This is a genomic window from Pacificibacter marinus, from assembly GCF_018860505.1.
In the GTDB taxonomy this organism is placed as follows: Bacteria; Pseudomonadota; Alphaproteobacteria; order Rhodobacterales; family Rhodobacteraceae; genus Celeribacter; species Celeribacter marinus_B.
This window is the reverse complement of record NZ_JAHKPU010000034.1, coordinates 1-25,185: the sequence shown is the minus strand read 5'-3', so window position 1 is coordinate 25,185 and position 25,185 is coordinate 1. Positions and strand designations below refer to the sequence as shown.

At 53.7% G+C, this 25,185-nt stretch carries 20 protein-coding genes; 19 read left to right on the top strand and 1 reads right to left on the bottom strand.

The genetic code is table 11. The annotated features are described in order from the left end of the window. The first annotated feature begins 117 nt into the window (after positions 1-117). The 17 genes from KO503_RS13235 to KO503_RS13155 all read left to right on the top strand — a co-directional run bounded on the left by KO503_RS13235 (position 118) and on the right by KO503_RS13155 (position 20,678). Positions 118-1,647 (top strand): ABC transporter substrate-binding protein, encoded by a 1,530-nt coding sequence (locus KO503_RS13235; RefSeq protein ID WP_215992030.1) that lies wholly within the window; start codon positions 118-120, stop codon positions 1,645-1,647. Between the two features lie 100 nt (positions 1,648-1,747). Then, positions 1,748-2,665 (top strand): ABC transporter permease, encoded by a 918-nt coding sequence (locus tag KO503_RS13230; RefSeq protein WP_215942066.1) that lies wholly within the window; start codon positions 1,748-1,750, stop codon positions 2,663-2,665. Between the two features lie 2 nt (positions 2,666-2,667). Next, positions 2,668-3,561 carry an ABC transporter permease gene (locus tag KO503_RS13225; protein WP_215992029.1) on the top strand — a complete coding sequence of 298 codons (894 nt, stop codon included), beginning with the start codon at positions 2,668-2,670 and terminating at the stop codon, positions 3,559-3,561. 4 nt (positions 3,562-3,565) lie between these two features. After that, positions 3,566-5,212, top strand: a complete 1,647-nt coding sequence (locus KO503_RS13220) for an ABC transporter ATP-binding protein (protein WP_215992028.1) — start codon at positions 3,566-3,568, stop codon at positions 5,210-5,212. Continuing rightward, positions 5,199-6,806, top strand: coding sequence for a GMC family oxidoreductase (locus KO503_RS13215; RefSeq protein ID WP_215992087.1), 1,608 nt, complete (start codon positions 5,199-5,201; stop codon positions 6,804-6,806). The genes KO503_RS13220 and KO503_RS13215 overlap by 14 nt, the downstream gene beginning before the upstream one ends. After that, positions 6,803-8,017, top strand: a complete 1,215-nt coding sequence (locus KO503_RS13210) for a mandelate racemase/muconate lactonizing enzyme family protein (protein WP_215992027.1) — start codon at positions 6,803-6,805, stop codon at positions 8,015-8,017. The genes KO503_RS13215 and KO503_RS13210 overlap by 4 nt, the downstream gene beginning before the upstream one ends. Then, on the top strand, positions 8,014-8,784 hold the full coding sequence (locus KO503_RS13205) for an SDR family NAD(P)-dependent oxidoreductase (protein ID WP_215992026.1): 771 nt from the start codon (positions 8,014-8,016) through the stop codon (positions 8,782-8,784). The genes KO503_RS13210 and KO503_RS13205 overlap by 4 nt, the downstream gene beginning before the upstream one ends. Before the next feature lie 45 nt (positions 8,785-8,829). Next, positions 8,830-10,062, top strand: a complete 1,233-nt coding sequence (locus tag KO503_RS13200; protein WP_215992025.1) for an acyl-CoA dehydrogenase family protein — start codon at positions 8,830-8,832, stop codon at positions 10,060-10,062. Positions 10,063-10,071: 9 nt separating this feature from the next. Continuing rightward, positions 10,072-10,944, top strand: coding sequence for an NAD(P)-dependent oxidoreductase (locus tag KO503_RS13195; RefSeq protein ID WP_215992024.1), 873 nt, complete (start codon positions 10,072-10,074; stop codon positions 10,942-10,944). Beyond that, positions 10,941-12,113, top strand: coding sequence for a CaiB/BaiF CoA transferase family protein (locus KO503_RS13190; RefSeq protein ID WP_215992023.1), 1,173 nt, complete (start codon positions 10,941-10,943; stop codon positions 12,111-12,113). The genes KO503_RS13195 and KO503_RS13190 overlap by 4 nt, the downstream gene beginning before the upstream one ends. 13 nt (positions 12,114-12,126) lie before the next feature. Next, on the top strand, positions 12,127-12,507 hold the full coding sequence (locus KO503_RS13185) for a carboxymuconolactone decarboxylase family protein (RefSeq protein ID WP_215992022.1): 381 nt from the start codon (positions 12,127-12,129) through the stop codon (positions 12,505-12,507). Between the two features lie 10 nt (positions 12,508-12,517). Further along, entirely contained in the window at positions 12,518-13,978 is a 1,461-nt protein-coding gene (locus tag KO503_RS13180) for an aldehyde dehydrogenase family protein (RefSeq protein ID WP_215992021.1), read from the top strand. A gap of 12 nt (positions 13,979-13,990) precedes the next feature. Further along, positions 13,991-15,190 carry an acetyl-CoA C-acyltransferase gene (locus tag KO503_RS13175; protein ID WP_215992020.1) on the top strand — a complete coding sequence of 400 codons (1,200 nt, stop codon included), beginning with the start codon at positions 13,991-13,993 and terminating at the stop codon, positions 15,188-15,190. Further along, positions 15,187-17,268, top strand: coding sequence for a 3-hydroxyacyl-CoA dehydrogenase NAD-binding domain-containing protein (locus KO503_RS13170; RefSeq protein ID WP_215992019.1), 2,082 nt, complete (start codon positions 15,187-15,189; stop codon positions 17,266-17,268). The genes KO503_RS13175 and KO503_RS13170 overlap by 4 nt, the downstream gene beginning before the upstream one ends. Then, the gene (locus KO503_RS13165; RefSeq protein ID WP_215992018.1) at positions 17,265-18,290 is read left to right on the top strand and encodes a phosphotransferase family protein; all 1,026 of its coding nucleotides are present in this window, start codon (positions 17,265-17,267) and stop codon (positions 18,288-18,290) included. The genes KO503_RS13170 and KO503_RS13165 overlap by 4 nt, the downstream gene beginning before the upstream one ends. Positions 18,291-18,340: 50 nt before the next feature. Further along, complete coding sequence (locus tag KO503_RS13160; protein ID WP_215992017.1) at positions 18,341-19,552, top strand: acyl-CoA dehydrogenase; 1,212 nt, start codon at positions 18,341-18,343, stop codon at positions 19,550-19,552. Then, on the top strand, positions 19,545-20,678 hold the full coding sequence (locus tag KO503_RS13155; RefSeq protein WP_215992016.1) for a CaiB/BaiF CoA transferase family protein: 1,134 nt from the start codon (positions 19,545-19,547) through the stop codon (positions 20,676-20,678). Before KO503_RS13160 ends, KO503_RS13155 begins: the two co-directional genes overlap by 8 nt. 125 nt (positions 20,679-20,803) lie before the next feature. Here the strand turns inward: KO503_RS13155 and KO503_RS13150 are convergent, their stop codons facing one another. After that, on the bottom strand, positions 20,804-21,979 hold the full coding sequence (locus KO503_RS13150) for an MFS transporter (protein ID WP_215992015.1): 1,176 nt from the start codon (positions 21,977-21,979) through the stop codon (positions 20,804-20,806). Positions 21,980-22,112: 133 nt separating this feature from the next. On the opposite strand from KO503_RS13150, the gene KO503_RS13145 reads away from it, so the two are divergent. Continuing rightward, positions 22,113-22,985: a LysR substrate-binding domain-containing protein gene (locus KO503_RS13145; RefSeq protein ID WP_215992014.1), complete on the top strand. Its 873-nt coding sequence runs from the start codon at positions 22,113-22,115 to the stop codon at positions 22,983-22,985. 176 nt (positions 22,986-23,161) lie between these two features. Then, entirely contained in the window at positions 23,162-24,304 is a 1,143-nt protein-coding gene (locus KO503_RS13140) for an HPP family protein (RefSeq protein WP_215992013.1), read from the top strand. Positions 24,305-25,185 lie beyond the last annotated feature (881 nt).

Here is a 25,185-nt window from a genome sequence, read left to right as displayed (position 1 = left end):
CACATGTTCGAGACAGGGAAATCGACCACAGGCCTTTGCGTGCTGGCAAGTCAAAACTTGTCAGCCCCAGCGGTACAGGGCGTTAGGATCTTGGACATTGTTAAGGGAGGATAAAATTTGAAACATCTACAACTGGCACTCGCTGGAGCCCTCGTGGCGTCGCTTGCTGTGCCTGCATTTGCAGGTAAATCAGACGATACGCTGAACTGGGCAACCGACAAAGAAATCGCAGTTATTGATCCGTATTTCAGTGTGACACGCGAATTGGTGATCATGGGACAAATGGGGTGGGACGGCCTTGTCTTGTTCAACTCTGAAACGGGTGAATTCGATCCGCTGCTTGCGAAAAGCTGGACATGGGACGGCAATATGGCCGTTGAATTCAAGCTGCGCGAAGATGTCGTGTTTCACGATGGCAGCACATTCGACGCGGATGACGTGGTCTACACCGTCAATTTTTTGTTGAACGAAGAAAACGGTGTTCCGGCAGCCTCTATCTATAACTGGATGAAGTCTGCAGAAAAAATCGATGACTATACTGTGCGTATCGAATTGAACGACCCAAGCCCGCTGGCCTTTTCCTATTTGTCCAACGAAATTTCGATCATGCCAGCTGGGCATTATGACAATGCGCCGACGGGCGCAGATGGCAGCAAAGATTATAGCTCTGTGGCGCCTGTGGGGACGGGGCCTTATATGGTTGCCGACTCGCAAACAGGTAAATCCATTCTTTGGAAACGCAATGACGCTTATTTTGAAGGTGGCCCTAAAGGCACGCCTGAAATTGGGAATATCCGCTACCGGACGATTTCTGAATCCAACACCCAACTTGCTGAATTGCTAACAGGCGGTCTGGATTGGATTTGGGATGTCCCTAAAGAGCAGGCTCTGCGGATGGAAGAGAGTGGGCAGGTTTCTGTCGTTAACGAGAAAACCCTACGCATTTCCTATATGGCTTTTGATGTCGATGGGGATTCTGGTCAGGATTTCTTCACCGACAAGCGCGTGCGTCAGGCCGTGTCACACGCGATTAACCGCGAAGCCATCGCGACTGAATTGGTTGGTCCTGCGTCCACTGTGATCCATTCTGCCTGTCACCCCGATCAGTTCGGTTGCACGCAAGATGTTAAGCAATACGATTATGACCCAGACAAGGCGCGCGCGCTATTGGCAGAAGCCGGTTATCCTGCTGGATTTGAGTTTGATCTGTATGGTTACCGCCAGCGTGAATTCACCGAAGCGGTTATCGGTGATCTTGCCGCTGTTGGCATTCGTGCCAATTTGAACTGGATGCAATACGGAAGCCTTCTTGATCTGACGCATAAGGGTAAGACGCCGATCAACCACATGACTTGGGGCTCTGGGTCTGTTCCTGATGTGGGCGCGATCACGCCGCATTTCTTCTCTGGCGGTGCTGATGATCCAGCCAAAGATCCGCGCACGGCCGAAGCTTTGGCGCGCGGTGATACATCTGTTGATAGTGCCGTCCGCAAGGAAGCCTATGCTGAGGCCTTGGGTATTATCGCCGAAGAAGCCTATTGGTTGCCGATGTTTACATACGCAAAATACTACGCGTTTTCGAAAGACCTGAATTTCACACCGACGTCGGATGAAATTCCACGCTTCTTCGAAGCCACCTGGAACTAGGCAAAACACACTAGAACCAAGTCGATGATTCTTCCCCGATGCCCTTGGGCCATTGGGGGAGTGTCACCTCACTTTTCTCAAACAAAACGGGCTTGATACTGTGATAGCTTTTTTCATTAAACGACTGGTGACGGCTTTATTGGTTGTCCTAACGGTGTCTGCGATGACGTTTTCCATGACGTTCTTGACGGGCGATCCTGCCATTGCTGTGGCCGGTGAAAACGCAACACAGGCTGATATCGTACGTATTCGAGAATACTACGGGTATGACAGACCGATCCCCGTGCAGTTCATGTCGTGGCTCGGACGTGCGGCGCAGGGGGATTTTGGTCAATCGCTGTACCTGAACCAACCTGTGTCGATTGAAATTTTCGCACGATTGAAAACAACAATGACGCTGGGGTTATCTGCGTTGATATTCGCACTGGTGCTTGCCATTCCCTTGGGCGTTGTGGCCGCGATCCGTCCCAATAGTCTGCTTGATCGGTTCGCTTTGACTGTGGCCGTTGTCGGGCAAGCGATGCCAAGTTTTTGGTTCGCGCTGACGATGATGCTTTGGTTCGGGATCAATTGGCGCATTTTGCCTGTGTCAGGCACTGACACTTGGGCACATTTTGTGATGCCGTCGATTGCCCTTGGGTACTTCATTACCCCCGGCGTGATGCGTCTGACCCGTGCAGGTATGCTTGAAGTGCTGCGCTCGGATTACATCAGAACCGCACGGGCCAAAGGTGCCAGCGGCTTTTCGATCTTGTTTAAACATGCGCTGCGCAATGCGATCATTCCTGTGGTGTCATTGGCCGCTGTGCAATTCGGTTTCATGCTGGGCGGTTCCATCGTGATCGAGACAATCTTTGCGGTCAACGGACTGGGCTTTCTCGCCTGGGAGTCGATCCAACGTGCGGATCTACCGATGATGCAAGCCATCGTCCTCGTTTTAAGCGTGTTCTACATTATGCTGACTTTCTTGGCAGATGTTCTGAACGCTTGGCTGGACCCTCGGATTAGGATTTCTTGATCATGACCACTCCCGTTTCCACTTCCGCACATACATCGCCCACCAAGCAGGTCCTGCGACAGGCCCTTAATCATCGTGGGGTTATGTTCGGCGCTTTTGTTGTGCTGGCGATTATCTTTATCGCGATTTTTGCACCGATGTTGGCGCCGCATGATCCTTACGAGCAAATTCTATCTCGCAAACTCATTCCGCCAGTTTGGTTTGATAGTCCTAAAACGACTTGGGATCACATTCTGGGCACGGATCATTTGGGTCGTGACTATCTATCGCGCTTGATTTACGGCGCACGGATTTCGCTGATGATCGGGTTCTCGGCTATGCTTATTTCCGGTGTGATCGGCACGACTTTAGGTGTCTGCGCAGGCTACTTCGGCGGTCGCATCGATAACGTGATCAACTTTGTGATCACCACACGCCTGTCCATGCCGGTTGTCTTGGTGGCCTTGGCGGTGGTGAGCTTGATGGGATCATCGCTGACTGTCGTCATCTGGGTGCTGGGTTTGCTGATTTGGGATCGCTTCGCCGTTGTGATGCGCAGTGCCACACAGCAAGTGCGTGGACTTGATTTCGTCGCCTCAGCAGAAGCCTTGGGCAGCACGACACCTCGTATTCTATTCGTCGAAGTTTTGCCCAATATCCTCAACCACTTCATCGTTATTGCGACGCTTGAAATGGCGCATGCGATCTTGCTTGAAGCAGCTTTGTCCTTCCTTGGTCTTGGTGTTCAACCGCCAGATCCCAGCTGGGGGCTGATGATTTCTGAGGCCAAAGGCCTGATGTTTTTCGACGGTTGGCTGATCGCCATTCCAGGGACAGCGCTCTTTTTGTTGATCCTAGCAATTAACCTTTTGGGTGACGGCATCCGTGATGTCACAGCCCCTGAGAACAGGAATTGATGACATGGCTGATCCCGTCCTTTCTATTCGTAACCTCACCGTAGGTCTGCCGGTCAAACTGGACCGAAAAAACGCGGTCACCGGCATTTCCTTTGACGTGCGCCCCCGTGAAATCCTTTGCGTTGTGGGGGAATCCGGCTCTGGAAAATCCATTACCTCCTTGGCGACGATGGGCTTGTTGTCGCCTGGCTTGAAAGTCACCAGCGGATCGATTGACTTCGATGGTCGTGATGTTTTGAAGCTGAGCAACAAAGAACGCAACGCCATGCGCGGTGACCAAATGGCGATGATTTTTCAAGAGCCGATGACGGCCCTTAATCCTGCTTACACTGTTGGCGCGCAGATCGAAGAAGTGTTCCGCATTCACCGTACTCTCAGCGCCGCAGATCGCCGTGCTGAGGTCATGCGCCTGCTCGAAGAAGTGCGCTTGCCAGAGCCAAAGCGTTTGTATGACGCCTTTCCGCACCAACTGTCTGGCGGGCAACGTCAACGTATCATGATTGCGATGGCGCTGGCGCTGGACCCAAAATTGTTGATCGCGGACGAGCCGACAACGGCGTTGGATGTGACAACGCAGGCGCAAATTTTGGTGCTGTTGAAGCAGCTGAATGAACGCCATGACGCGGGTATCATGTTCATCACCCATGACTTTGGCGTGGTCGCAGAAATCGCGGATCGCGTTGTGGTGATGCGTCACGGCGAAATCGTAGAGCAAGGCACGGCAGAAGAGGTGTTGAACAATCCGCAGCACCCCTACACCCGCGCGTTGATCGATGCGGTGCCGCGTCCGATGACCGAAGACACCACGCCTGAGGCAAATGAAAACCCTGTGGTGATTGATGTACAAGGTTTGAACAAAACCTTCACCACCAGCACAGGCATGTTCAAACCGGCGCGCACTGTGACGGCGGTGAACAATGTGTCTTTCCAAGTTAAACGCGGTGAAACACTTGGGATCGTTGGCGAATCTGGGTCAGGGAAAACCACGCTTGTTCGCTGTTTGATGCGATTGATCGAACCTGACAATGGCGCGATCAATATCTCTGGTGTCGATTTTGCTGCCAAGTCGCGGTCCGAATTGCGCAGCCATCGCAAAGATATCCAGATCGTGTTTCAGGATCCTTACGGCTCGCTCAACCCGCGTCGCACCATTGGCAGTCAGCTGATTCAAGGAGCGATTAACTTTGGGATCCCGCGCAAAGAAGCTTGGGACCGTGTCTATAAGTTGCTCGATATTGTACGCATGCCGCATGACTCTGTGAACCGGTTCCCAAGCCAGTTTTCAGGTGGGCAACGCCAACGGTTGTGTATCGCGCGTGCGCTGGTCGTTCAGCCCAAAGTTTTGATCGCGGATGAAGCTGTATCGGCGCTTGATGTGTCGATCCAACGCGAGGTTTTGCACCTGTTGAACGACATTAGGGATCGTCTTGGCCTGACGGTGATCTTCATCACCCATGACCTTCGTGTCGCGGCGCAAATCTGTAATGAAGTTCTTGTGATGCAATATGGTTCGGTCGTTGAGCGAGGCGGCGTGTCGCAGATTTTCAACGCGCCTAGCCACGATTACACGAAGGCGCTTTTGTCAGCTCAGCCGGGTCAAAACTGGGACATGCCAGTCTTTGACGAAGGGGATACCCTTGCAAAAATTTGATGCAGAATATGATTACGTGGTGGTCGGTGCAGGCTCTGCGGGATGCGTGATTGCCAACCGTCTGTCGGCGCGCGCGGATATCCGTGTCTTGCTGCTTGAGGCGGGGCCAAAAGACAGCAACCCGTGGATTCACATCCCGATTGGATATTACAAATCGATGTACAATCCGCGGATCAACTGGGGCTACAAAACCCAACCTGATCTTGATGGGCGTGTGTTCGATTGGCATCGCGGCAAGGTTCTGGGCGGGTGCAGTTCGATCAACGGATTGGTCTATGCACGCGGTCAAAGTCAAGATTTCGATCACTGGCGTCAGCTTGGCTGTACAGGCTGGGGCTATGACGATGTGCTGCCCTATTTCCGCCGCGCAGAAGGCGCCACGATGGATGATCTTGATGATGGGTTTCATGGCACGGATGGCCCGCTCGGCGTGAGCCGTGCCAGTGGGCATCCTTTGTGTGATGCCTATATCGAAGCTGCAACTCAGGCAGGTATTCCGGCAAATCCAGACTATAATGGACGCGACCAAGAAGGTGCTGGCTACTTTCACGTTACCACCCACAAGGGCTTGCGCAGTTCTGCGGCGACGGCCTATCTGCGCCCCGCCAAGGGACGGAAAAACTTGGATATTCAAACTGATAGCCTTGTGCGTCGATTGATCATTGAGGATCGTCGTGTGATAGGCGTCGAGGTCGATCAAAACGGTGTGACTCGCAGCTTTAGGGCACGTCACGAGGTGATTTTGTCTGCTGGTGCAATCAATTCACCACAGATTTTACAACTGTCCGGCATCGGCAATGGTGAATTGTTGCAAGAGCACGGCATCAAGGTGCAGCACGATCTGCCGGACGTGGGTGAAAATCTGCAAGACCATTACACCTGTTCCAGCAAATACCTGTGCAGCCAGCCTGTCACCGTCAATGACGAAGCGGGATCAATGGTTGGCCAAGTGCGCTCTGCGCTGCGTTGGTTGAAAGATCGCGGTGGGCCTTTGTCTTTGTCCGCAGGCCAAGTCGGCGTGTTCGCGAAAACCAACCAAGACGCCGCCACACCAGACGTGCAGTTCCATTTCATGCGCTTTTCCTCGGCCACACGCGGGCGTAAGCTCGACGACTTTTCGGGCTTCACAGTGACCATGTGTCAATTGCGCCCTGAAAGCCGTGGCCATGTGCGGATCATGTCGCCAGATCACCGTGCCAAGCCCGCGATCCAACCCAATTACTTAGCGGCTGCAAAAGACCGCGACGTGATGGTGGCGGGGATGAAATTGGTGCGCACCGTGGCGGAGCAACCGGCGCTTAGTGACTATATCGCCAACGAGATTGTGCCTGGTGATGCCGTGCAAAGCGATGCCGAGATCCTCGATTATGTGCGCGCCAATGGGTCAACCATTTTCCACCCCAGTTCAACCTGCCGCATGGGCGCGGATGCAGGCGCGGTTGTCGCCCCTGATTTGCGGGTGAATGGCATCACGGGGCTGCGGGTTGCCGATGCTTCAATCATGCCGACCCTCGTGTCGGCCAATACCAACGCGGGCTGCATCATGATTGGTGAAAAAGCCGCGGACTTAATTCTGAAGGAACGTATCGCATGAAGATCAAAGACATCAAAACCTTTGTTGTCGCCAATCCGTCCATCCATCGGGGCGGGCCTTACTGGGTCTTTGTTCGGGTCACAACCGACACTGGCATCAAAGGCTATGGCGAAATTTACGGCGTGCCGTTTCACCCCAAAGCTTTGGTCGAAATGGTTGACGATATGTTCGAGCGCCATTTCGTGGGCGCCAACCCATTCAATATCGAACGTCATTTCCGTCATGTCTATTCTGCTGGGTTTTCTCAGCGCCCCGATCCGACTGTTATGGGCATTTTCAGCGGCATTGAAATCGCCCTTTGGGACATCATAGGTAAGGCACTTGATAAACCAGTCTATGACTTACTCGGTGGTAAGGTGCAGGATCGTTTGCGCAGTTACACCTATTTGAATGCGCCGATTGATGCGGCGTCAAATCAGATGGTTTACGACAACGCAGATGCCGCAGCAGAGCGCGCGCTTGAATATGTCGAACAGGGTTTCACTGCGCTTAAATTTGATCCTGCGCGGCCCTATACGGCTTTTGATCCGCGTCAGTTGTCGATGGAAACGCTTGATTTTGCAGAGCATTACACAGCGCGCATCCGCGAAGCTGTTGGGCATCGCTGCGATATTTTGATCGGCACCCACGGCGAATTGACACCTGCTGGTGCCATTCGTCTGGCCAAGCGGTTGGAAAAATCTGATCCGCTTTGGTTCGAAGAACCCACGCCGCCAGATTACATTTCCGGCACGGCGCGTGTTGCGGCGAACACCTCGATTCCTGTGTCCACCGGCGAACGCCTGTGTACGAAATACGAATTTGCCGAGCTTTTGCGCCAAGACGCTGCTGCGATTTTACAGCCGAACTTGGGCCGCGTTGGTGGCATTTTGGAGGCCAAGAAAATCGCCTCAATGGCCGAAGCTTTTCATGCGCAAATCGCACCGCATTTGTTCTGTGGTCCCATCGTGGGGGCAGCCAATATCCAAGTGTCTGCTTGTTCGCCCAACTTCCTGATCATGGAAGGCATCGAGCAATGGGGCGGTTTCCACGCTGAAATTCTTAAATCCCCTATCCGTTGGGAAGACGGCCATGTCATCGTTCCAGACGCCCCCGGTATCGGCGTCGAGTTGGACGAAGACGTCGCCGAAGCCCACCCCTATACCGGCGCGCGTTTGCAATTGCGTATGGGCGATGAGCCTGCCGAAATTCGAAAGGAAGCCCGTAAATGACCCTGCCATATTCTCTTGCTGGAAAAGTCGCGATTGTGACCGGAGGCTCTAAGGGCATCGGCACATCGATTGTCCATCACCTTGCCGCGCTTGGCGCAAAAGTCGTCATCGCCAGCCGCAAGATTGAAGCCTGCGAAGTCGTTGTTGCCGAAGTTGAAGCCAAAGGCGGTGAAGCGCTGGCTGTGGCCTGTAATATCTCAAAGAAAGACGATTGCATGGCGCTGGTCCAAGCGGCCAAAGACAAATGGGGACGCGTTGATATTTTCGTGGCCAACGCCGCTGTGAATCCAGTCTACGGACCTTTGGCGGATCTTGAAGATTCAGCCTTTGAAAAGGTCATGACCTCAAACGTGCACAGCCTTTTGTGGTTTGCCAAAGCGGCGATGCCATTGATGGCAGAACAGGGCGGGGGTAGCTTTATCGTTGTGTCCTCCATCGGGGGCTTGCGCGGCTCACCGACACTTGGCGCTTACGGCATTTCCAAAACGGCTGATCTGGGCGTTGTGCGCTCGCTGGCTGTGGAATGGGGCCCCAAGAACATCACCGTCAATTGCATCATGCCCGGATTGGTGAAAACCGATTTTGCCCGCGCGCTTTGGGAAAACCCCGAAGTCTCTGCTGACCGCATCAAACGCACACCCGTGCGCCGTATCGGTGAGCCCGATGACATTGGTGGCATCGCGGCTTTCCTCGCTGGGCCATGGTCACGCTTTATCACTGGCGAAGTCATCGTCGCTGACGGCGGAACAACAATCGTCGGGCCGTAAGCGGACCCGCGTAGATTTACAAAGAATTTGAATAGGAGACCCGGTATGGATTTCGAAATGAGCCCGAAAGCCCGCGATTTATGTGATCGTCTTGAGGCATTCATGGACGCGCATGTTTACCCGAACGAGCCTGTCTATCAGCAACAGTTGAAAGACATGGGCGCCAGTGTTGAAGACTGGGAAAATTGGGGCGGTGTTCCGATTATCGAAGAATTGAAAGTAAAAGCCCGCGCTGAGGGGCTTTGGAATTTGTTCTTGCCTGAAAGCCGTCGTGGCGGTGGTTTGACCAATTTGGAATACGCGCCTTTGTGCGAAATCATGGGCCGCGCGCCTTGGTCGGCTGAGATTTTCAACTGTTCCGCGCCTGATACTGGCAATATGGAAACGCTTGAACGCTACGGCACCGAGGCGCAGAAAAAAGAATGGATGGAGCCTCTCTTGGCTGGTGAGATTCGCTCATGTTTCTCAATGACCGAACCTGACGTGGCCTCATCAGATGCACGCAATATCAGCCTGACGATCATCCGTGATGGCGATGAATATGTGATCAATGGCCGTAAATGGTGGACCTCTGGGTCTGGCGACTCGCGATGTAAGCTGTTCATTGTTATGGGTAAAAGCGACCCTGATGGCGCTGATCCCTACCGTCAACAATCGATGATCCTTGTGCCTCGTGACACGCCTGGTTTGACAATCAAGCGCATGATCCCTGTTTTTGGGTTTTCGGATGCCCCACACGGCCACGGCGAAATTATTTATGACAACGTGCGCGTGCCTGCCAGCAATATGTTGCTTGGCGAAGGCTGTGGGTTTGAAATCGCCCAAGGTCGGCTTGGACCTGGACGCATTCACCACTGCATGCGGATGATCGGTCAAGCGGAAGTTGCGCTTGAAAAAATGTGCAAACGTGTTGTGGATCGCCACCCCTTTGGCAAGCCGTTGTCGGATCAAGGCGTTGTGCGTGACTGGATCGCGCAGTCGCGGATCATGATCGATCAGGCACGTTTGTTGACGCTGAATGCTGCGGATCGGATGGACAAGGTTGGCAATAAAGAAGCCCGCAAAGAAATCGGTATGATCAAAGTGGTTGCTCCGAATATGGCGGCTCAAGTGATCGACTGGGCCATCCAAGCCCATGGCGCTGCTGGTATCTCAAGCGACTTTGGTCTGTCTTACGCTTACGCCCGTGCGCGTGCCATTCGTCTGGCTGATGGCCCTGACGAAGTTCACGCCAACCAGATCGCGCGTCTGGAACTTAAAAAATACCTCAACCGATAGGACCATAATATGACCACTCCAAAAACCATCGGCTTTATCGGTCTTGGCCAAATGGGCGAACCTATGGCCGCCTTTATCGCCAAGGGTCCAACGCCTATGATCTGCTTTGACATGGTATCAGGTTTGGCCCCTGCTGGGTCCACCGAAATGGACAGCCTTGAAGCAGTGATTAAAGGCGCTGATACGATTTTTACGTCGCTTCCAGATGGCAAAATCGTCAACGCGGTTGCGGCGCAAATTGCGGCTGTGCCTGATGTGGCTGGCAAAGTCTTGATCGAGATGTCCACAATCGGGCCGGCAGCAGCCAAACAAGCGGCCGCGACATTGAACGCTGTGGGGATGACATATGTTGACGCCCCTGTCAGCGGCGGTCGTCAAGGCGCGTTGAAGGCAGCAATCACGCTGATTTGGTCCGGTTCGGAAGACGAATTCAAACGCCATCGTCCGATCATTGATCTGTTCTGTGCCAATGCGTTTCACGTTGGTTCCGAACCTGGTCAGGGGCAGGCGGTGAAATTGCTTAACAACTTCTTGTCTGCCACAGCCATGGCGGCTTCATCCGAGGCGGTTCTGTTCGGGCTATCGCATGGGGTCGAAATGAAAACCATTATCGACGTTGTGAAAGTCTCGACAGGTAACAACACAGCGATTGCCGACAAATTCCCCAACCGCGTGCTTCCGGGCACATTCGATGCGGGGTTCTTTGCGGAGCTGCTTAACAAAGATGTGCGCCTGTACAACGAGTTCGTCAAAGAGGCAGGTACATCCAACCTGATGGGCGAACGCGTGGCAGAGGTTTGGAACCTTGTCGAGGAAACTTTGCCACCGAAATCTGATTTCACCCGCGTGTACCAAGTCCTTGATGAAAGGGCGAAATCATGAGCTTTGAGCGCCCCTATGAGGGTCTAAAGGTTGTCGATCTGTCTCAAGGTCTTGCGGGCCCATACTGCGGTATGTTGATGGCTCAACAGGGTGCGGATGTGATCAAAATCGAACCTCAGGGTGGCGATTGGGCGCGGTTGATCGGCGGCGTTTTCGGCGATCACACGGCCTATTCCATCGTCGCCAATATGGGCAAACGGGCGATCAGTCTGAATCTGAAACAAGACGATGCCAAAGCGATCACCGATAAATTGATCGCGGAGGCAGATGTCTTTATCGAAGGGTATCGTCCCGGTGTGGCCGAACGTCTTGGCTTTGGCTACGAGCGCCTGTCAGCGATGAACCCCAGCTTGATCTATGTGTCGATTTCGGGTTTTGGCAACTCTGGTCCCTTGCGCGACAAACCTGCGATGGATCCGATGCTGCAAGCATTCAGCGGATTCGTGCATGAAAACACCGGCATGGACGGCATCGCGCACCACACACCCGTGAGCTATTTCGACATGGCCACAGGGCTGTACGCAAGCCAGTCTTTGGCGGGGGCGCTTTATGCGCGTCGTGACCACGCAAAGGGTCGTAAGATCGAGATCAGTCTGATGGAAGGGGCAGGGGCCATTCAAGCCGTGCGTCTTTTGTCCGGTTTTCGTGGTGGCGCGCGCAAAGCGTCGACGGCCCCCTCTGGTACGTTCCAAACGCAAGATGGCTACATTCAGATCAACATCGTGCGCGATCCCGAATTCGCGACCTTCTGTGATGTTTTGAAGCTTGATGATTTATGGGCTGAGACCAAATTCCACACCATCGCTGGACGGTTGGAAAATATCGATTACCTCAACGATTATGTGCGCGCGATCACCAAGACATGGGACGCGGATGCTTTGTCAGAGGTTTTGACCAAAGTGGGCCTGCAAAACATTGTGGTGCAATCTTACCGCGATTTTGTCGAACACCCGCAGGCCAAAGAAATCGGTGTGTTTTCTTGGCTGGACCAAGCAGGCAGCGACGATCCTTGGCCAGTGCCAAATATCCCTGGAATGCCGGAATTCACCGTTGGTGATGTCTTGGCGCAATCCCCCGAGATCGGCCAGCACACCCGCGCTGTTTTGACCGAGCTGAATTATACTGACCCTGAAATTGACCGTCTCATCGCAGACGGAATTGTCGCCTAATTGGAGAAAACTCATGGACGAAAAACTATTTGAAGAAGGCCTGAAAAACCGTAAGGCCGTTGTGGGCGCAGAATATGTCGAGAAAAATCTGGCTGCTGCTGATGATTTCTCACTGCCATTCCAAGAGGCGATGACCGCTTGGTGCTGGGGCTTTGGCTGGGGCGATGAAGCGATCGACCACAAGACCCGCTCGATGATGAACCTGACGATGTTGGCAGCACTTGGCAAAATGACCGAATGGGAAATCCATTGTCGTGGAGCCATTAAAAACGGCGTCACCAAAGACGAAATCCGCGCGATTTTGCACATCATCGGCATTTACTGTGGTGTGCCTCAAGGTCTGGAATGTTTCCGCCACGCGCGCAACGTGCTCGAAGAGCACGACATGCTGTAGGTATAAGGTAATGAAAACGCTAGATAAACAATACATCAACGGCGCTTGGGTTTCCTCGTCTGATGGGCGCGATTTTCCCATCATTAACCCTGCGACCGAGGCACAGATCGGCACAGTGACTTTGGGCTCTGCGGCTGATGTGGATGATGCCGTTGCGGCAGCGTCTAAGGCTTTTGAGACGTATTCAAAGACCACCAAAGCCGAGCGCATCGCGTTGTTTCGTGCCTTGCAAAAGGTGATGATTGATCGAAACGAGGAAATGGCACAGGCCATTTCGTCCGAAATGGGGGCGCCGATCACCTTGTCGCGCAATGCCCAAGCAGGCAGCGCATCCCGTCATGTCGATCAATTCATCGCAGCTTTGGAAGAGCTTGAAAGCACTGAAACCCTGTCCAACGGCGACATCATGCACAAAGAGCCGATTGGTGTTTGTGGTCTGATCACGCCTTGGAACTGGCCGATCTTTCAGATTGTGCCCAAGGTTCTGCCTGCGCTTGCAGCGGGGTCGACTTGTGTATTGAAACCGTCCGAATTGACGCCAATATCGGCGGCTTTGTTTGCGGACTTCATGCATGAGGCAGGCTTTCCGGCTGGCGTTTTCAACCTAGTCTTTGGTGATGGTCCGACTGTTGGCTCGGCCATGTCGTGCCATCCAGACATTGCGATGTTGTCTTTTACCGGTTCAACCCGCGCTGGTGCTATGGTGACCCGTGATGCTGCCGAGACGATCAAACGTGTGACGCTTGAACTGGGTGGAAAATCCCCGAACATCGTGTTTGCTGATGCAGATTTACAGACCTGTGTGTCCGCGTCCACCACGCGGTGTTTTATGAACACGGGTCAGGGCTGTAACGCGCCGACACGGATGTTGGTTGAACGCAGCATTTATGATCAAGTGGTAGACATGGTGGCCAAACAAGCCAGCGCACAGCCGATTGATGATCCTGCCAAAGAGGGTTCACATATCGGTCCGCTTGCCAACAAAGCACAATTCGAACGGGTACAGTCGCTCATTCAAGTGGGCATCGATGATGGCGCACGTTTGGTGGCTGGGGGGCTTGGTCGCCCTGATGGTTTCGATACGGGCTATTTCGCGCGTCCAACTGTTTTCGCAGATGTCAGCAACGATATGACCATCGCGCGTGAAGAGGTTTTCGGGCCTGTGCTGTGCATTATTCCGTTCGACACGGAAGAAGAGGCCATCACGATTGCCAATGACACCGACTATGGCCTTGCCGCCTATATCCAAACCGGCAGCGCCAGCCGTGCGGCGCGTGTTGCCGCGCAAATTCGCGCTGGCAATATCGGGATCAACGGGCAGGGCACCAGTTTTGGCGCACCGCTTGGGGGTTACAAACGGTCTGGAAATGGCCGCGAAGGTGGCCTCATCGGACTGGAAGAGTTTCTTGAGATCAAATCTATGCCCTCCATCGCAAATATGCAGGCCGCTGGAAAATTCTCAGCGCCATAAAGGACTTACAGCATGCTTGATGCATATATTTACGACGGGCTGCGCAGTCCCTTTGGGCGTCACGGCGGTGCCTTGGCGGGGATTCGCCCTGACGATTTGATGGCGGAAGTCATTCGGGCCTTGCTGGCGCGAGGGAACTTTCCGATGGATCAATTCGAAGATGTGATTTTAGGCAATGTCAGCCAATCTGGCGAAGACAGCCGCAACATGGCGCGGTTCTCGGCGCTGTTGGCGGGGCTGCCTGACACCGTTGGCGGGCAAACGGTCAATCGCTTGTGCGGATCAAGCCTGTCTGCGGCGCTCGACGCGGCGCGTGCTGTCACTGTTGGCGATGGTGCTTTGTTTGTCGCAGGTGGTGTTGAAAGTATGACACGTGCGCCATTGGTGATGTCAAAATCTGGCACTGCTTGGGCGCGACAGGTGGAGGTTCATGACGCCACAGCTGGCAAACCTTTCCCGAATGCGACCTTTGGTGCCGCCTTTGGCACTGACACGATGCCACAAACGGCAGACAATCTGGCCGTTGATTTCGACATCAGCCGTGCGGCTTGTGACGCCTTCGCCTTGGCGAGCCAAGCCAAATATGAAGCGGCGCGTGTTGACGGGTTTTTCAAAGATGAAATCACGCCAATTGAGGTCAAAGGCCCCAAGCGCAGCGTGACCACGGTTGAGGTTGATGAACACCCACGGCCCGGTGGGAATTTAGAAAAACTTTCCAGTATGCGCAGTCTGTTTGATGGCGGGGTTGTGACGGCTGCTAATGCGTCGGGCATCAATGACGGGGCTGCTGCTCTGGTCATTGGCTCGCGTGGGTTTGGCGTGCCTCGTGCCCGCATTTTGGCGGGCGCTGTGTCGGGCGTTGCCCCCCGCGTGATGGGCATCGGGCCAGCTTTTGCCATCCCCAAAGCTTTGACGCGTGCGGGGCTGACACTGGCAGATATGGACGTGATCGAAGTGAACGAGGCCTTCGCCTCGCAGGTGTTGGCCTGCAACGCTGCGCTTGGTTTGGCGGATGACGACAGCCGGATAAATCCCAATGGCGGGGCCATCGCGATTGGTCATCCGCTGGGCGCTTCGGGGGCGAGATTGATCCTGACAGGACTACGCCAGTTGGAAAGAACGCAAGGGCGTTATGCTTGTTTGTCCATGTGTATCGGGTTTGGTCAAGGGATCGCGATGATTATTGAACGGATGGACGGAGTTGACCAATGAGTGACATCGTACGCGTAGAACGAGACGGCGATATCGGATTGATTTGCCTGACAAAACCACCGGTGAACGCGCTCGGCGTGGCTTTGCGGTCTGCTGTGTTTGACGCGCTGGCTGAACTTGTTGCTGACACTTCAGTGCGCGCGATTGTGCTGTACGGCGAGGGCCGATTGTTTTCGGCTGGCGCGGATATCAAAGATTTCGCGCGCGCAGCCGAAACGCCGACCCTGCCGGATCTGTTGAAGGCGCTCAATGACAGCGCGAAACCTGTTGTGTCTGTGCTGCATGGGGTGGCCTTTGGTGGCGCGCTGGAACTGGCGCTTGCGACCCATCTGCGGGTGGGGATCAAAGGCGTCAAAGTGGGCCTGCCCGAAGTGACGCTTGGCCTGTTGCCAGGTGCTGGTGGCACGCAGCGTCTGACACGTTTGACTGGAATTGCGCCCGCGACAGATATCATCTGCAAAGGCCGTCATGTGGCGGATAGCGAGGCTTTGGAACTGGGTATAATAACCCGACTTGAGGACGGCGATGCTCGCGACGCAGGTCTGCGCGCGGCGCGTGATGTTCTTGCTGGGACACTTACCGCACAGCCCACCGATGATTTGATGGTCGCGGCAGATGACGCCGCACTTGCTGCGGCACGGATTAAATATGCCAAGGGATTGATCGCGCCCCAACGTGCGATTGATGCGATTGAAGCCGCGACCTTGCCCATCGAGCAAGGGTTGAAACGCGAACGCGCTTTGTTCATGGAATTGATGCAAGGCGAAGAGCGTGCTGGATTGGTCCATGCGTTTTTTGCTGAACGTGCAACGACCAAAATCCCAGAACGCGGGACGCAGACACGGACTGTTGAGACAGTCGGTGTTGTCGGCGGCGGCACCATGGGCGTCGGCATTGCCACGGCTATTTTGATAGCTGGGCGTCCTGTGACGTTGATCGAGACCCAAGATGAGGCAGCAGCACGGGCGCAAAAGGCGATTGAGGCCAACCTGTCTGGGGCGCTCAAACGTGGCAAGCTGACGGTTGACAGTCATGCCGCTGCCGTGAGTGCATTGTCTTGCGTGACTGATATTACGGCGCTGTCTGACGTTGATCTGGTGATCGAGGCAATTTTTGAAGACATGGCGACCAAGACCGGCATTTTTGCCAAACTTGATGCGGTGTGCAAACGGGGCTGTATTTTGGCGACCAACACATCCTATTTGGACGTGAATGAAATCGCTGAGGCCACCAAGCGTCCGCAAGATGTCATCGGGCTGCATTTCTTTTCACCCGCACATATCATGCGTTTGCTTGAGGTCGTGGTGGGGGCAAAAACCGCGCCTGAAGTGACCGCAACGGTGTTTGATGTGGCGCGGATGATCCGCAAAGTACCTGTGCGCGCTGAGGTTTGCGACGGGTTCATCGGCAACCGTATTTTGACCACTTATCGTAAGGCTTGCGAATATCTGGTGCTGGATGGAGCTGATTTTGCCGCTGTGGATCAAGCCCTTGAAGGCTTTGGTTTTGCCATGGGGCCGTTTGCTGTTGGCGACTTGGCTGGGTTGGATGTGGCCAAGGCCACACGCGACCGCAAGGCGGCAACGCGCCCGCCCGAGGAACGCTATTCGCCGATTGCGGACCGGATCGTGGATCAAGGTTGGTTCGGACGCAAAACCGAGCTGGGCTATTATGTTTACGATGGCACCAAAAAGACGGGGACGAATGCTGGCGCAGTAGACATCATGCATGCTGAGCGCAAAGCGCTTGGGCTTACGCAGCAAGAGTTTAGCCATCAAGACATCGTTGACCGTTGTCTTACAGCGATGATCATGGAAGCCACTGGTGTGGTCCAAGAGGGGGTCGCGCTGCGCCCTGTTGATATCGATGCGGTGCAATTGTTTGGCTATGGTTTCCCGCGTCACAAAGGTGGTCCGATGCATTTAGCTGATCAGATCGGTGCGCAGGCGCTGATTGATCGTATCGAAGCCTATGCCCTCCAAGATCCGTATTTTTGGCGCGTGCCTGAGCTTTTGCGCGACATGGTCGCCACAGGCCGCACATTTGCAGACCTTAACGTAGAAAGGGCAGAGCCATGAGTTCGCCGCAAACAGATTTCGACACACAGGCGTTGCATCGCTACTTGACTGAAAACGTTGAAGGGTTTTCGGGGGATATGGTTCTAAACCAATTCACCGCGGGGCAAAGCAACCCGACCTATCAAATTACCGCAGGGGGCAAAGACTATGTTTTGCGCAAGAAACCTGCAGGGACTTTGTTGCCCTCTGCCCATGCCGTTGATCGCGAACATCGCGTGATGGCGGCGCTGGCCGATACACCTGTGCCTGTGCCGAAAATGTTGGCGTTGTGCATGGACCGCGATGTAATCGGCACAGAGTTTTATGTGATGGATATGGTCAAAGGTCCGATTTACCAAGACCCGTCTTTGCCAGGGATGACGCCAGATCAGCGCTGTGTGTTCTATGATGATTTTATCCGCTCACTGGCAGCGCTTCATGCGGTGGATGTGAACGCTGTTGGCCTATCTGATTTCGGTCGCCCAGAAGGATTTCTGACACGTCAAATTTCGCGCTGGACCAAGCAGTACAAGGCCACAGAAACCGAAACGATTTCGGCGATGGACAATCTAATGGCATGGTTGCCTGAAAACGTTGTTGAAGACGGCGAAGCGGCGCTTGTTCATGGTGATTTTCGTCCGGGCAATGTGATTGCGGGCGAAGAGGATCCTAAGATTTTAGCCTTGCTCGATTGGGAACTGTGCACCTTGGGTCACCCGCTGGCGGATCTGGGCTATGTCTGTGCGTTGTACCACGCTGATGTTTTGCCAACAGGACGCCTGAAAGGCTTGGATCACGCGGCACTTGGCATTCCGACGGAACAGGAATTCTTGGATCGTTACTGCGAATATGCGGGACGCGCACCTGTGACCAACCACCTGTTTTTCGTGGTCTTTTCACTGTTTCGCAGCGCTGCCATCATCCAAGGTGTGTATAAGCGCGGGTTGGACGGAAACGCGGCCTCTGAAAAGGCGCTTAAGCTTGGGCATCTGGCGCGTCTGCGGGCAGAAACTGCATGGAATATTGTTGAGACAAAGCTGTAAAGCGCGAGGCATGACGCCTTGATACATTTACTTATGAACGGAGTAAGACGATGAATGACATCGCGAAAACAACGACGCACAAAGGTGCTTCTTTCAATTGGCAAGACCCGTTTTTGCTGGATGATCAGCTTACCGATGATGAACGCATGTTCAGTGAATCTGTACGCGCTTTTGCCGACGAAGAAATGGCTCCACGGGTCACAGAAGCCTATCTGAATGAGGCCACTGATCCCGAGATTTTCCAACGCATGGGCGAGGCGGGGCTTTTGGGCGTCACGGTCCCCGAAGAATACGGCGGGCTTGGTGCTGGGTATGTGTCTTACGGGCTTGTTGCGCGCGAAGTGGAACGTGTGGATTCGGGCTACCGGTCGATGATGTCGGTGCAATCGTCTTTGGTGATGTATCCGATCCTTGCCTATGGCTCTGAGGCGCAAAAGAAAAAATACTTGCCTAAACTTGCAGCGGGCGAATGGATCGGCTGTTTCGGTTTGACCGAACCAGACGCAGGATCAGATCCAGGTGGCATGCGCACCCGTGCGATTAAAACCGACGGCGGTTACCGTTTGGTTGGGTCTAAAACGTGGATTTCCAATGCGCCCATCGCGGATGTGTTCGTCGTTTGGGCCAAATCCGAAGCGCACGGCGGCAAAGTGCGCGGCTTTGTTCTTGAAAAAGGCATGGCGGGTTTGAGCGCGCCGAAAATCGAAGGCAAGTTGAGCCTGCGCACATCTATCACAGGCGAAATCGTGATGCAGGATGTCGAGGTGTCTGAAGACGCAATCTTGCCCAATGTTGAAGGCATGAGCGGGCCATTTGGCTGTTTGAACCGCGCACGTTATGGCATCAGCTGGGGCGTTTTGGGCGCTGCTGAGGATTGCTGGTTCCGCTCGCATCAATACGGCATGGATCGCATTCAGTTTGGTCGCCCGCTGGCCGCCACACAGTTGTTCCAGAAAAAACTGGCCGATATGCAAACCGAAATTGCGCTGGGTTTGCAAGCCAGCCTGCGCGTGGGGCGTTTGATGGACGAGGGCAAATTTGCCCCTGAAATGATTTCGATGATCAAGCGTAACAACTGTGGCAAGTCCTTAGACATTGCGCGCTTGGCGCGTGATATGCACGGCGGCAACGGCATTCAGGCCGAATACCACGTGATCCGTCACGCGCAAAATCTTGAAACTGTGAACACCTACGAGGGGACACATGACGTTCATGCGCTGATCTTGGGACGCGCACAAACGGGGTTGCAAGCCTTTGGATGAGACACCTTTAAAAGGCCTTAAGGTCGTTGAATTGGCTCGCATTTTGGCGGGCCCTTGGATCGGTCAAACCTTGGCCGATCTGGGGGCTGAGGTTATAAAAATCGAAAGCCCAAGCGGTGATGATACCCGTCAATGGGGGCCTCCGTTCATTGAACGGGCGCGCGCGGATGGTGGCACAGAACGGGTGTCGGCCTATTTTCAATGCGCAAATCGCGGCAAGGCATCGGTCATTTGCGATTTTCAAAATGCTGGCGATCTGGAAAACCTAAAAGCCTTGATAGCAGAGGCAGATGTGCTGATTGAGAATTTCAAAGTCGGCGGGCTTGATAAATATGGACTTGATTATGCCAGCATGTCCGCGCTCAATCCGCGTCTGGTCTATGCGTCTATCACGGGATTTGGCCAAACGGGGCCGCGTGCTTTGCAGCCCGGTTATGATTTCTTGATCCAGGGTATGTCGGGCATCATGGATTTGACGGGGGAACCTGATGGTGACCCGCAAAAGGTTGGTGTCGCATGGATCGATATTTTTACCGGTCTTTACGGTGTGATCGGTGTGCAGGCCGCATTGGCAGAACGGGAGCGGTCAGGCAAAGGACAGCATGTTGACCTGTCGTTGTTTGACACAGGCATTTCCGTTCTGGCCAATCAGGCATCGAACTTTTTGATCGGCGGGGTCGAGCCAAAACGCCTTGGCAACGCTCATCCGAATATTGCGCCCTATCAGGTGTTTCCCGCCAGCGATGGCCATCTGATCGTGACCTGCGGCAATGATCGCCAATTCGCGTCATTTTGCGATGTGCTTGGGCTGAACGATATGGCTGTCTCGCCTAAGTTCGCGACCAATGCAGACCGCGTGGCGAACCGAACTGAGCTGACGGATGTGATCACCGCGAAAACATTGACGCGGACACGCAGCGATTTGATTGACGCTTTAGAACAGGCCAAAGTGCCCGCTGGGCCGATCAACCGCGTGTCCGAAGCCTTGGCCGACCCGCAAGCTATCGCGCGCGGTCTTCAGGTCGAGGCAGACGGGATTTCAGGGCTTGGCACGCCAATTAAATTTTCGCGTAGCCCCAAATCAGAGGACCGTTCGGCCCCTCTTTTGGGGCAAGGCGACAAGTAACGTGAGCCTCGCGAGCATCCCCTTCGGACCGCTCGCGAGGCTTTGTTGATTTTACGACACGCAACAGCGTAGCTTTGGGTCAAGAAAGCGAACACGATTGGGAGGTGTATCAGCCCTCTTAAGTGTTATTCAATATCGGGTAGAAATATCGTCAAAAACCCAAGACAGAGAAGTATGGCTAAATAGCCAAAAACCTGTTGCATGCCGATGTGGTCTGCCAGTGCCCCAAGGGCGGCAGCGCCAAGCGCTCCTATGCCGAATGCAAAACCAAAGACGAAACCAGCAACCATGCCGACCTTTTGGGGCATCAATTCTTGCGCATAGACCACAATGGCTGAGAAGGCTGATGATAAGACCAAGCCAACAATAACGCTAAGGCAGACGGCACCCCATAGCGGGGCGTAGGGCAATACAGCTGCAAAAGGTAGGGCTCCGGCAATTGACCCCCAGATGACTTTTTTGCGGCCAATGCGATCCCCGACTGGGCCGCCAAAAAACGTGCCAAAAGCAACCGCAGCAAGAAAGACAAATAGCAGACCTTGCGCATGGGGAATGTCGAGACCGAATTTTTCTATCAGGAAAAAGACGTAATAGGCCTTAAAGGTTTCGATATAAACAAATTTGCTGAGCAGCAACGCCCCAAGCACCGCGAAAGCAATAATAAGACGTTTGCGCGGCAAGGCTGGTCCTGTTGCGGGGGCTCCGGCGGCCTGCATCATGCGCTGGTGCTGTGTAAACCATCGTGCGACCCACAAAAGAATCATAATGCCACAAACCGCAAGCAGGCCGAACCAGATTGTGCTGAACTGGCCAAGGGGCAATACGATCAGCGCCGCCGCTAAGGGGCCAAGGGCTGTGCCTGTATTACCACCCACCTGAAAGCTGGATTGGGCAAATCCAAGACGGCCGCCAGATGCCATGCGGCACACACGCGATGCTTCTGGGTGAAACAGCGCAGAGCCAAGCCCAAGCACGGTAGAGGCCAGCAATAACCCTGGGAACGACCCCGCAGTCGCTAACATAACAATGCCGATTGCGACGATTGCGAGAGAGACGGCAAGGGAATAGGGCTTGGGCCGTAGATCGCCATAAAGCCCCAGAATAGGCTGCAAAATGCAGGCCGTGATTTGCTGTGCCAGCGTCAATAAGCCGAGTTGGAAATAGCTGAGCGCATATTCTGATTTCAGCAACGGATAGAGCGCAGGCAATAAAAACTGGATCAAATCATTGATGAGATGCGTACTGCTGACCGCGAGGATCACAGAATAAGATGTCGGTAGAATTGCGGCGCGTTGCGTCATCGTCTTTATCCTTAATAATGGAACATCACCGAATATTCGGGCGGTCATGAGCTGCATCATCAATGACTGATAATTACGGGGGTTTCGCGTCAAATCGGAACGCTATAGGCTGTAGAAAATCTATAGGCTTATTATGCGCGACACCCGAAAAAAACTTCCACCGATGAACGCCCTACGTGCCTTTGCTGCTGCTGGGCGACGCCTGAATTTTCGTGCGGCGTCAGAAGACCTTGGCGTGTCGCAAGGCGCAGTGGCGCAGCAGATTCGTTTGTTAGAAGACCATCTGGGGCAGGCCCTATTTATACGGCTACCTCGGGGCGTTGCCTTGACATCGCGTGGGGCCGCTTACCACGCAGAGGTTAAACGCGCCTTCGATATTTTGCTGGACGCGACGGATCAGATTAGCGATGCCGATGACAGTTTGACTATCAGCGTGACGCCAACCTTCGCGACGAGGCTCTTGATCCAGAGCCTGCCATCCTTGAACGCCCTTCTTCCCGATGTAAATATTCGCACAATCGCGACGGTTGCAATTACGGATTTTGACCGAGATCAAGTTGACATTTCTGTTCGCGAAACCTGCCCACCCTTTTCACCAGAGCATGAGGCGCAACTGTTGTTCCGACAAGATTTCATCATAGTCGGCAGTCCGCATCTGTTAAAGAATGAGGCAAGCGCTCTGACGCCGGACAGTCTGCGGTCTATGCCACTTCTGCACGATTCCTATGGTCATTGGCAAAAATACTTCGACATTGAGAATCGATTGTTGGGCCCAGTATTTAACCAAATTTCTCTGGCGATTGATGCCGCTTTGGCAGGGCAAGGTTTGGCGATTGTCAGCCGCGCGTTTGTTCAAGCGGATTTAAAGGCTGGGCGATTGATTGATGTCGGCCCTGCAGGAGAGGTGCCGGAGCGGAATTATTACCTTGTGAGAAAAAAATCCCAGCGACCTCGTGCAATGTCGGATACCGTATGGTCATGGTGTCTTAAAACATTTTCCCAATGAAATGATAGGCCTGTCTCACCCTCGGATCTTTTAAAATCGCAGCAATCACACTTGTTTTTAAAAAAGCCCTCGGGCGATCGAGCGATGTTCAGATTAGATTGACCTTAAGTAAAGGTATTGCCAATTTGCTTAAGTTTTGAAAAAGAAGAGCCTGCCGATCGCTGAAAGGTTTTATTGTGTTTCATCTTGGTTCATTTGGTCCTGCCATTGCGAAAAGCTCGCCTATCGAGGCGTTGCGTGCGGGGCTTGGGGCCTTCATCGGGCTTGCTTTGGCCGGAGCTTTTATTCTGGCACCGACAGTTGATTTAAAGCTCGGTTTATATCTGGTCGCGCCATTCGGGGCGAGTTCGGTTCTTCTTTTTGCCGTTCCGAATAGCCCTTTAGCGCAGCCGTGGTCGGCAATCGTCGGCAACGTTGTCGCCGCCTTGGTGGGGGTTGCTGTCTGTTTGATCGTACAAGACCCCGTTCTGCGAATTGCTTTGGCCGTGGGGTTGGCAATTGCTGCGATTATACTGTGTCGGGCGTTGCATCCCCCTGCAGGTGCCGTCGCCATGACCGTCGCTATGAGCCCTGACACGGTGCAAGAACTGGGGTTCTATTTTGCTTTGATGCCAATAGGGATCGGCACGGCCATATTGGTACTCATTGCCATAGCTTACGGGCGTATGACGGGGCGACATTATCCATTTCGCCAATTCGATGATCCGAACAGTTATGGCACACAAGACCCTGAGCCAATGGAACGTCTTGGATTGTCAGAGGCAGAGCTGACCGACATTCTGGACCGTTACAGGCAATCCTTTAACCTTGGTGTCGAGGATCTAGCGAGATTGATTGGCGCTGCGGAATTGCAGGTCGCGGCCAACAGGTCGGGGCCAACAGTTGCCGCTGATATCATGTCGCGCAATCTGATTGCCGTCGCGCCAGACACTCCTTTAACAGAAATCGCTGATTTATTTCGGCGTCACCGATTTACGGCACTGCCGGTCGTCGGGGACAATAGCCGATTTTTTGGTGTCATCTTTCAAATTCATCTTATCGACAGGGCGCGTGAAGACAGTCTTCGCCTGAACCGCGGTTTTGGCAAGGCGATGAAACGGCTTCTTGACCGAGGTCGAGAAATGCCTGTGCGGGCAACAGACATAATGAGCGTTGGCGGACCGCGTGCCACGGCGGACACCCCCTTGTCCGCGCTACTGCCCCAGATGGCTGACGGGGCCGTTGATGCCGTGCCCGTCTTGGAGCGTGGTCAACTTATAGGGATCGTCACACGCACTGATCTTATCAGCGCTTTGGCACGGAAAAGTCTGGATAAATGAGTAATAAACTTGGAAAAATCTGACGTGCTTGCTCACGCTTGCAGGGCAACAGGTCCACATCCGATCTTGGTCACAAAGTTGCTTCGATGCCCCGCCTTGTACTCGCTTCGCTCAACAGCTGATCCCAAAGCATTCTTTTCTCGGCAGCCGGTTTTGCGTGCATGACCTGAAGCGAAAAACTCGCGCACTTGATCGCCATTATTCCTGATGCGACGGAGTACCTGCCGCAGGGGCTGCCCCAGATTTTGAACATGATGAGGGGAAAACGTGATCAGTGATCTTTGATACGTAGGGTAAAAGGCATTCCGCGTTCGATGAAAGTTTGTCCTCGATCCAAGCCATGATCTTGATGTCTATTGCAGGATCGCCAGCCATCTTGAAATAGACATCCGGGGCGCCGATTAAATTAACCGCCTCACTGGATGGGATGAGTTTACTTTGCCGCCCAATTTGAGCGTCCTCCAAAACGTCGACTGCGTGAACGGCATTATGGTGGTGAAAATTTTAAGCTAACGCATAACAAAACTGGCGTAACGCTTCAATTGCCCTGCATTTCGAATTTGAAACTCGAACGTTTGCAGGCCAAAATAGGGGCGTAGTAGACTTGGCTTGGGCCGAATGCGATGACGACCAGATAATGAGCTACAGTGGCCACAAAACCAAGAAAATGATAATTAGTATGCAGGAATTGTGCACCAGATCCTGTGCGCGAAAACGGCTGCAGAAAAAAGAAGGCTTTGGGATCAGCTGTTGAGCGAAACGAGCACAAAATATGAAACTGATATTCAATGAACGGGGAAATTCATAACCCATTAATTGCATTGGAGGCGAGTACCGGAATCGAACCGGTGTTCACGAATTTGGTCTTGTCCCGCTTACGT

Bases quoted from the DNA above. Each gene is read 5' to 3' on its own strand.
- KO503_RS13165 (WP_215992018.1), top strand. From the start codon at position 17,265: ATGAGTTCGCCGCAAACAGATTTCGACACACAGGCGTTGCATCGCTAC.
- KO503_RS13185 (WP_215992022.1), top strand. From the start codon at position 12,127: ATGGACGAAAAACTATTTGAAGAAGGCCTGAAAAACCGTAAGGCCGTT.
- KO503_RS13150 (WP_215992015.1), bottom strand. From the start codon at position 21,979: ATGACGCAACGCGCCGCAATTCTACCGACATCTTATTCTGTGATCCTC.
- KO503_RS13210 (WP_215992027.1), top strand. From the start codon at position 6,803: ATGAAGATCAAAGACATCAAAACCTTTGTTGTCGCCAATCCGTCCATC.
- KO503_RS13160 (WP_215992017.1), top strand. From the start codon at position 18,341: ATGAATGACATCGCGAAAACAACGACGCACAAAGGTGCTTCTTTCAAT.
- KO503_RS13200 (WP_215992025.1), top strand. From the start codon at position 8,830: ATGGATTTCGAAATGAGCCCGAAAGCCCGCGATTTATGTGATCGTCTT.
- KO503_RS13225 (WP_215992029.1), top strand. From the start codon at position 2,668: ATGACCACTCCCGTTTCCACTTCCGCACATACATCGCCCACCAAGCAG.
- KO503_RS13220 (WP_215992028.1), top strand. From the start codon at position 3,566: ATGGCTGATCCCGTCCTTTCTATTCGTAACCTCACCGTAGGTCTGCCG.
- KO503_RS13175 (WP_215992020.1), top strand. From the start codon at position 13,991: ATGCTTGATGCATATATTTACGACGGGCTGCGCAGTCCCTTTGGGCGT.
- KO503_RS13170 (WP_215992019.1), top strand. From the start codon at position 15,187: ATGAGTGACATCGTACGCGTAGAACGAGACGGCGATATCGGATTGATT.
- KO503_RS13195 (WP_215992024.1), top strand. From the start codon at position 10,072: ATGACCACTCCAAAAACCATCGGCTTTATCGGTCTTGGCCAAATGGGC.
- KO503_RS13180 (WP_215992021.1), top strand. From the start codon at position 12,518: ATGAAAACGCTAGATAAACAATACATCAACGGCGCTTGGGTTTCCTCG.
- KO503_RS13145 (WP_215992014.1), top strand. From the start codon at position 22,113: ATGCGCGACACCCGAAAAAAACTTCCACCGATGAACGCCCTACGTGCC.
- KO503_RS13205 (WP_215992026.1), top strand. From the start codon at position 8,014: ATGACCCTGCCATATTCTCTTGCTGGAAAAGTCGCGATTGTGACCGGA.
- KO503_RS13190 (WP_215992023.1), top strand. From the start codon at position 10,941: ATGAGCTTTGAGCGCCCCTATGAGGGTCTAAAGGTTGTCGATCTGTCT.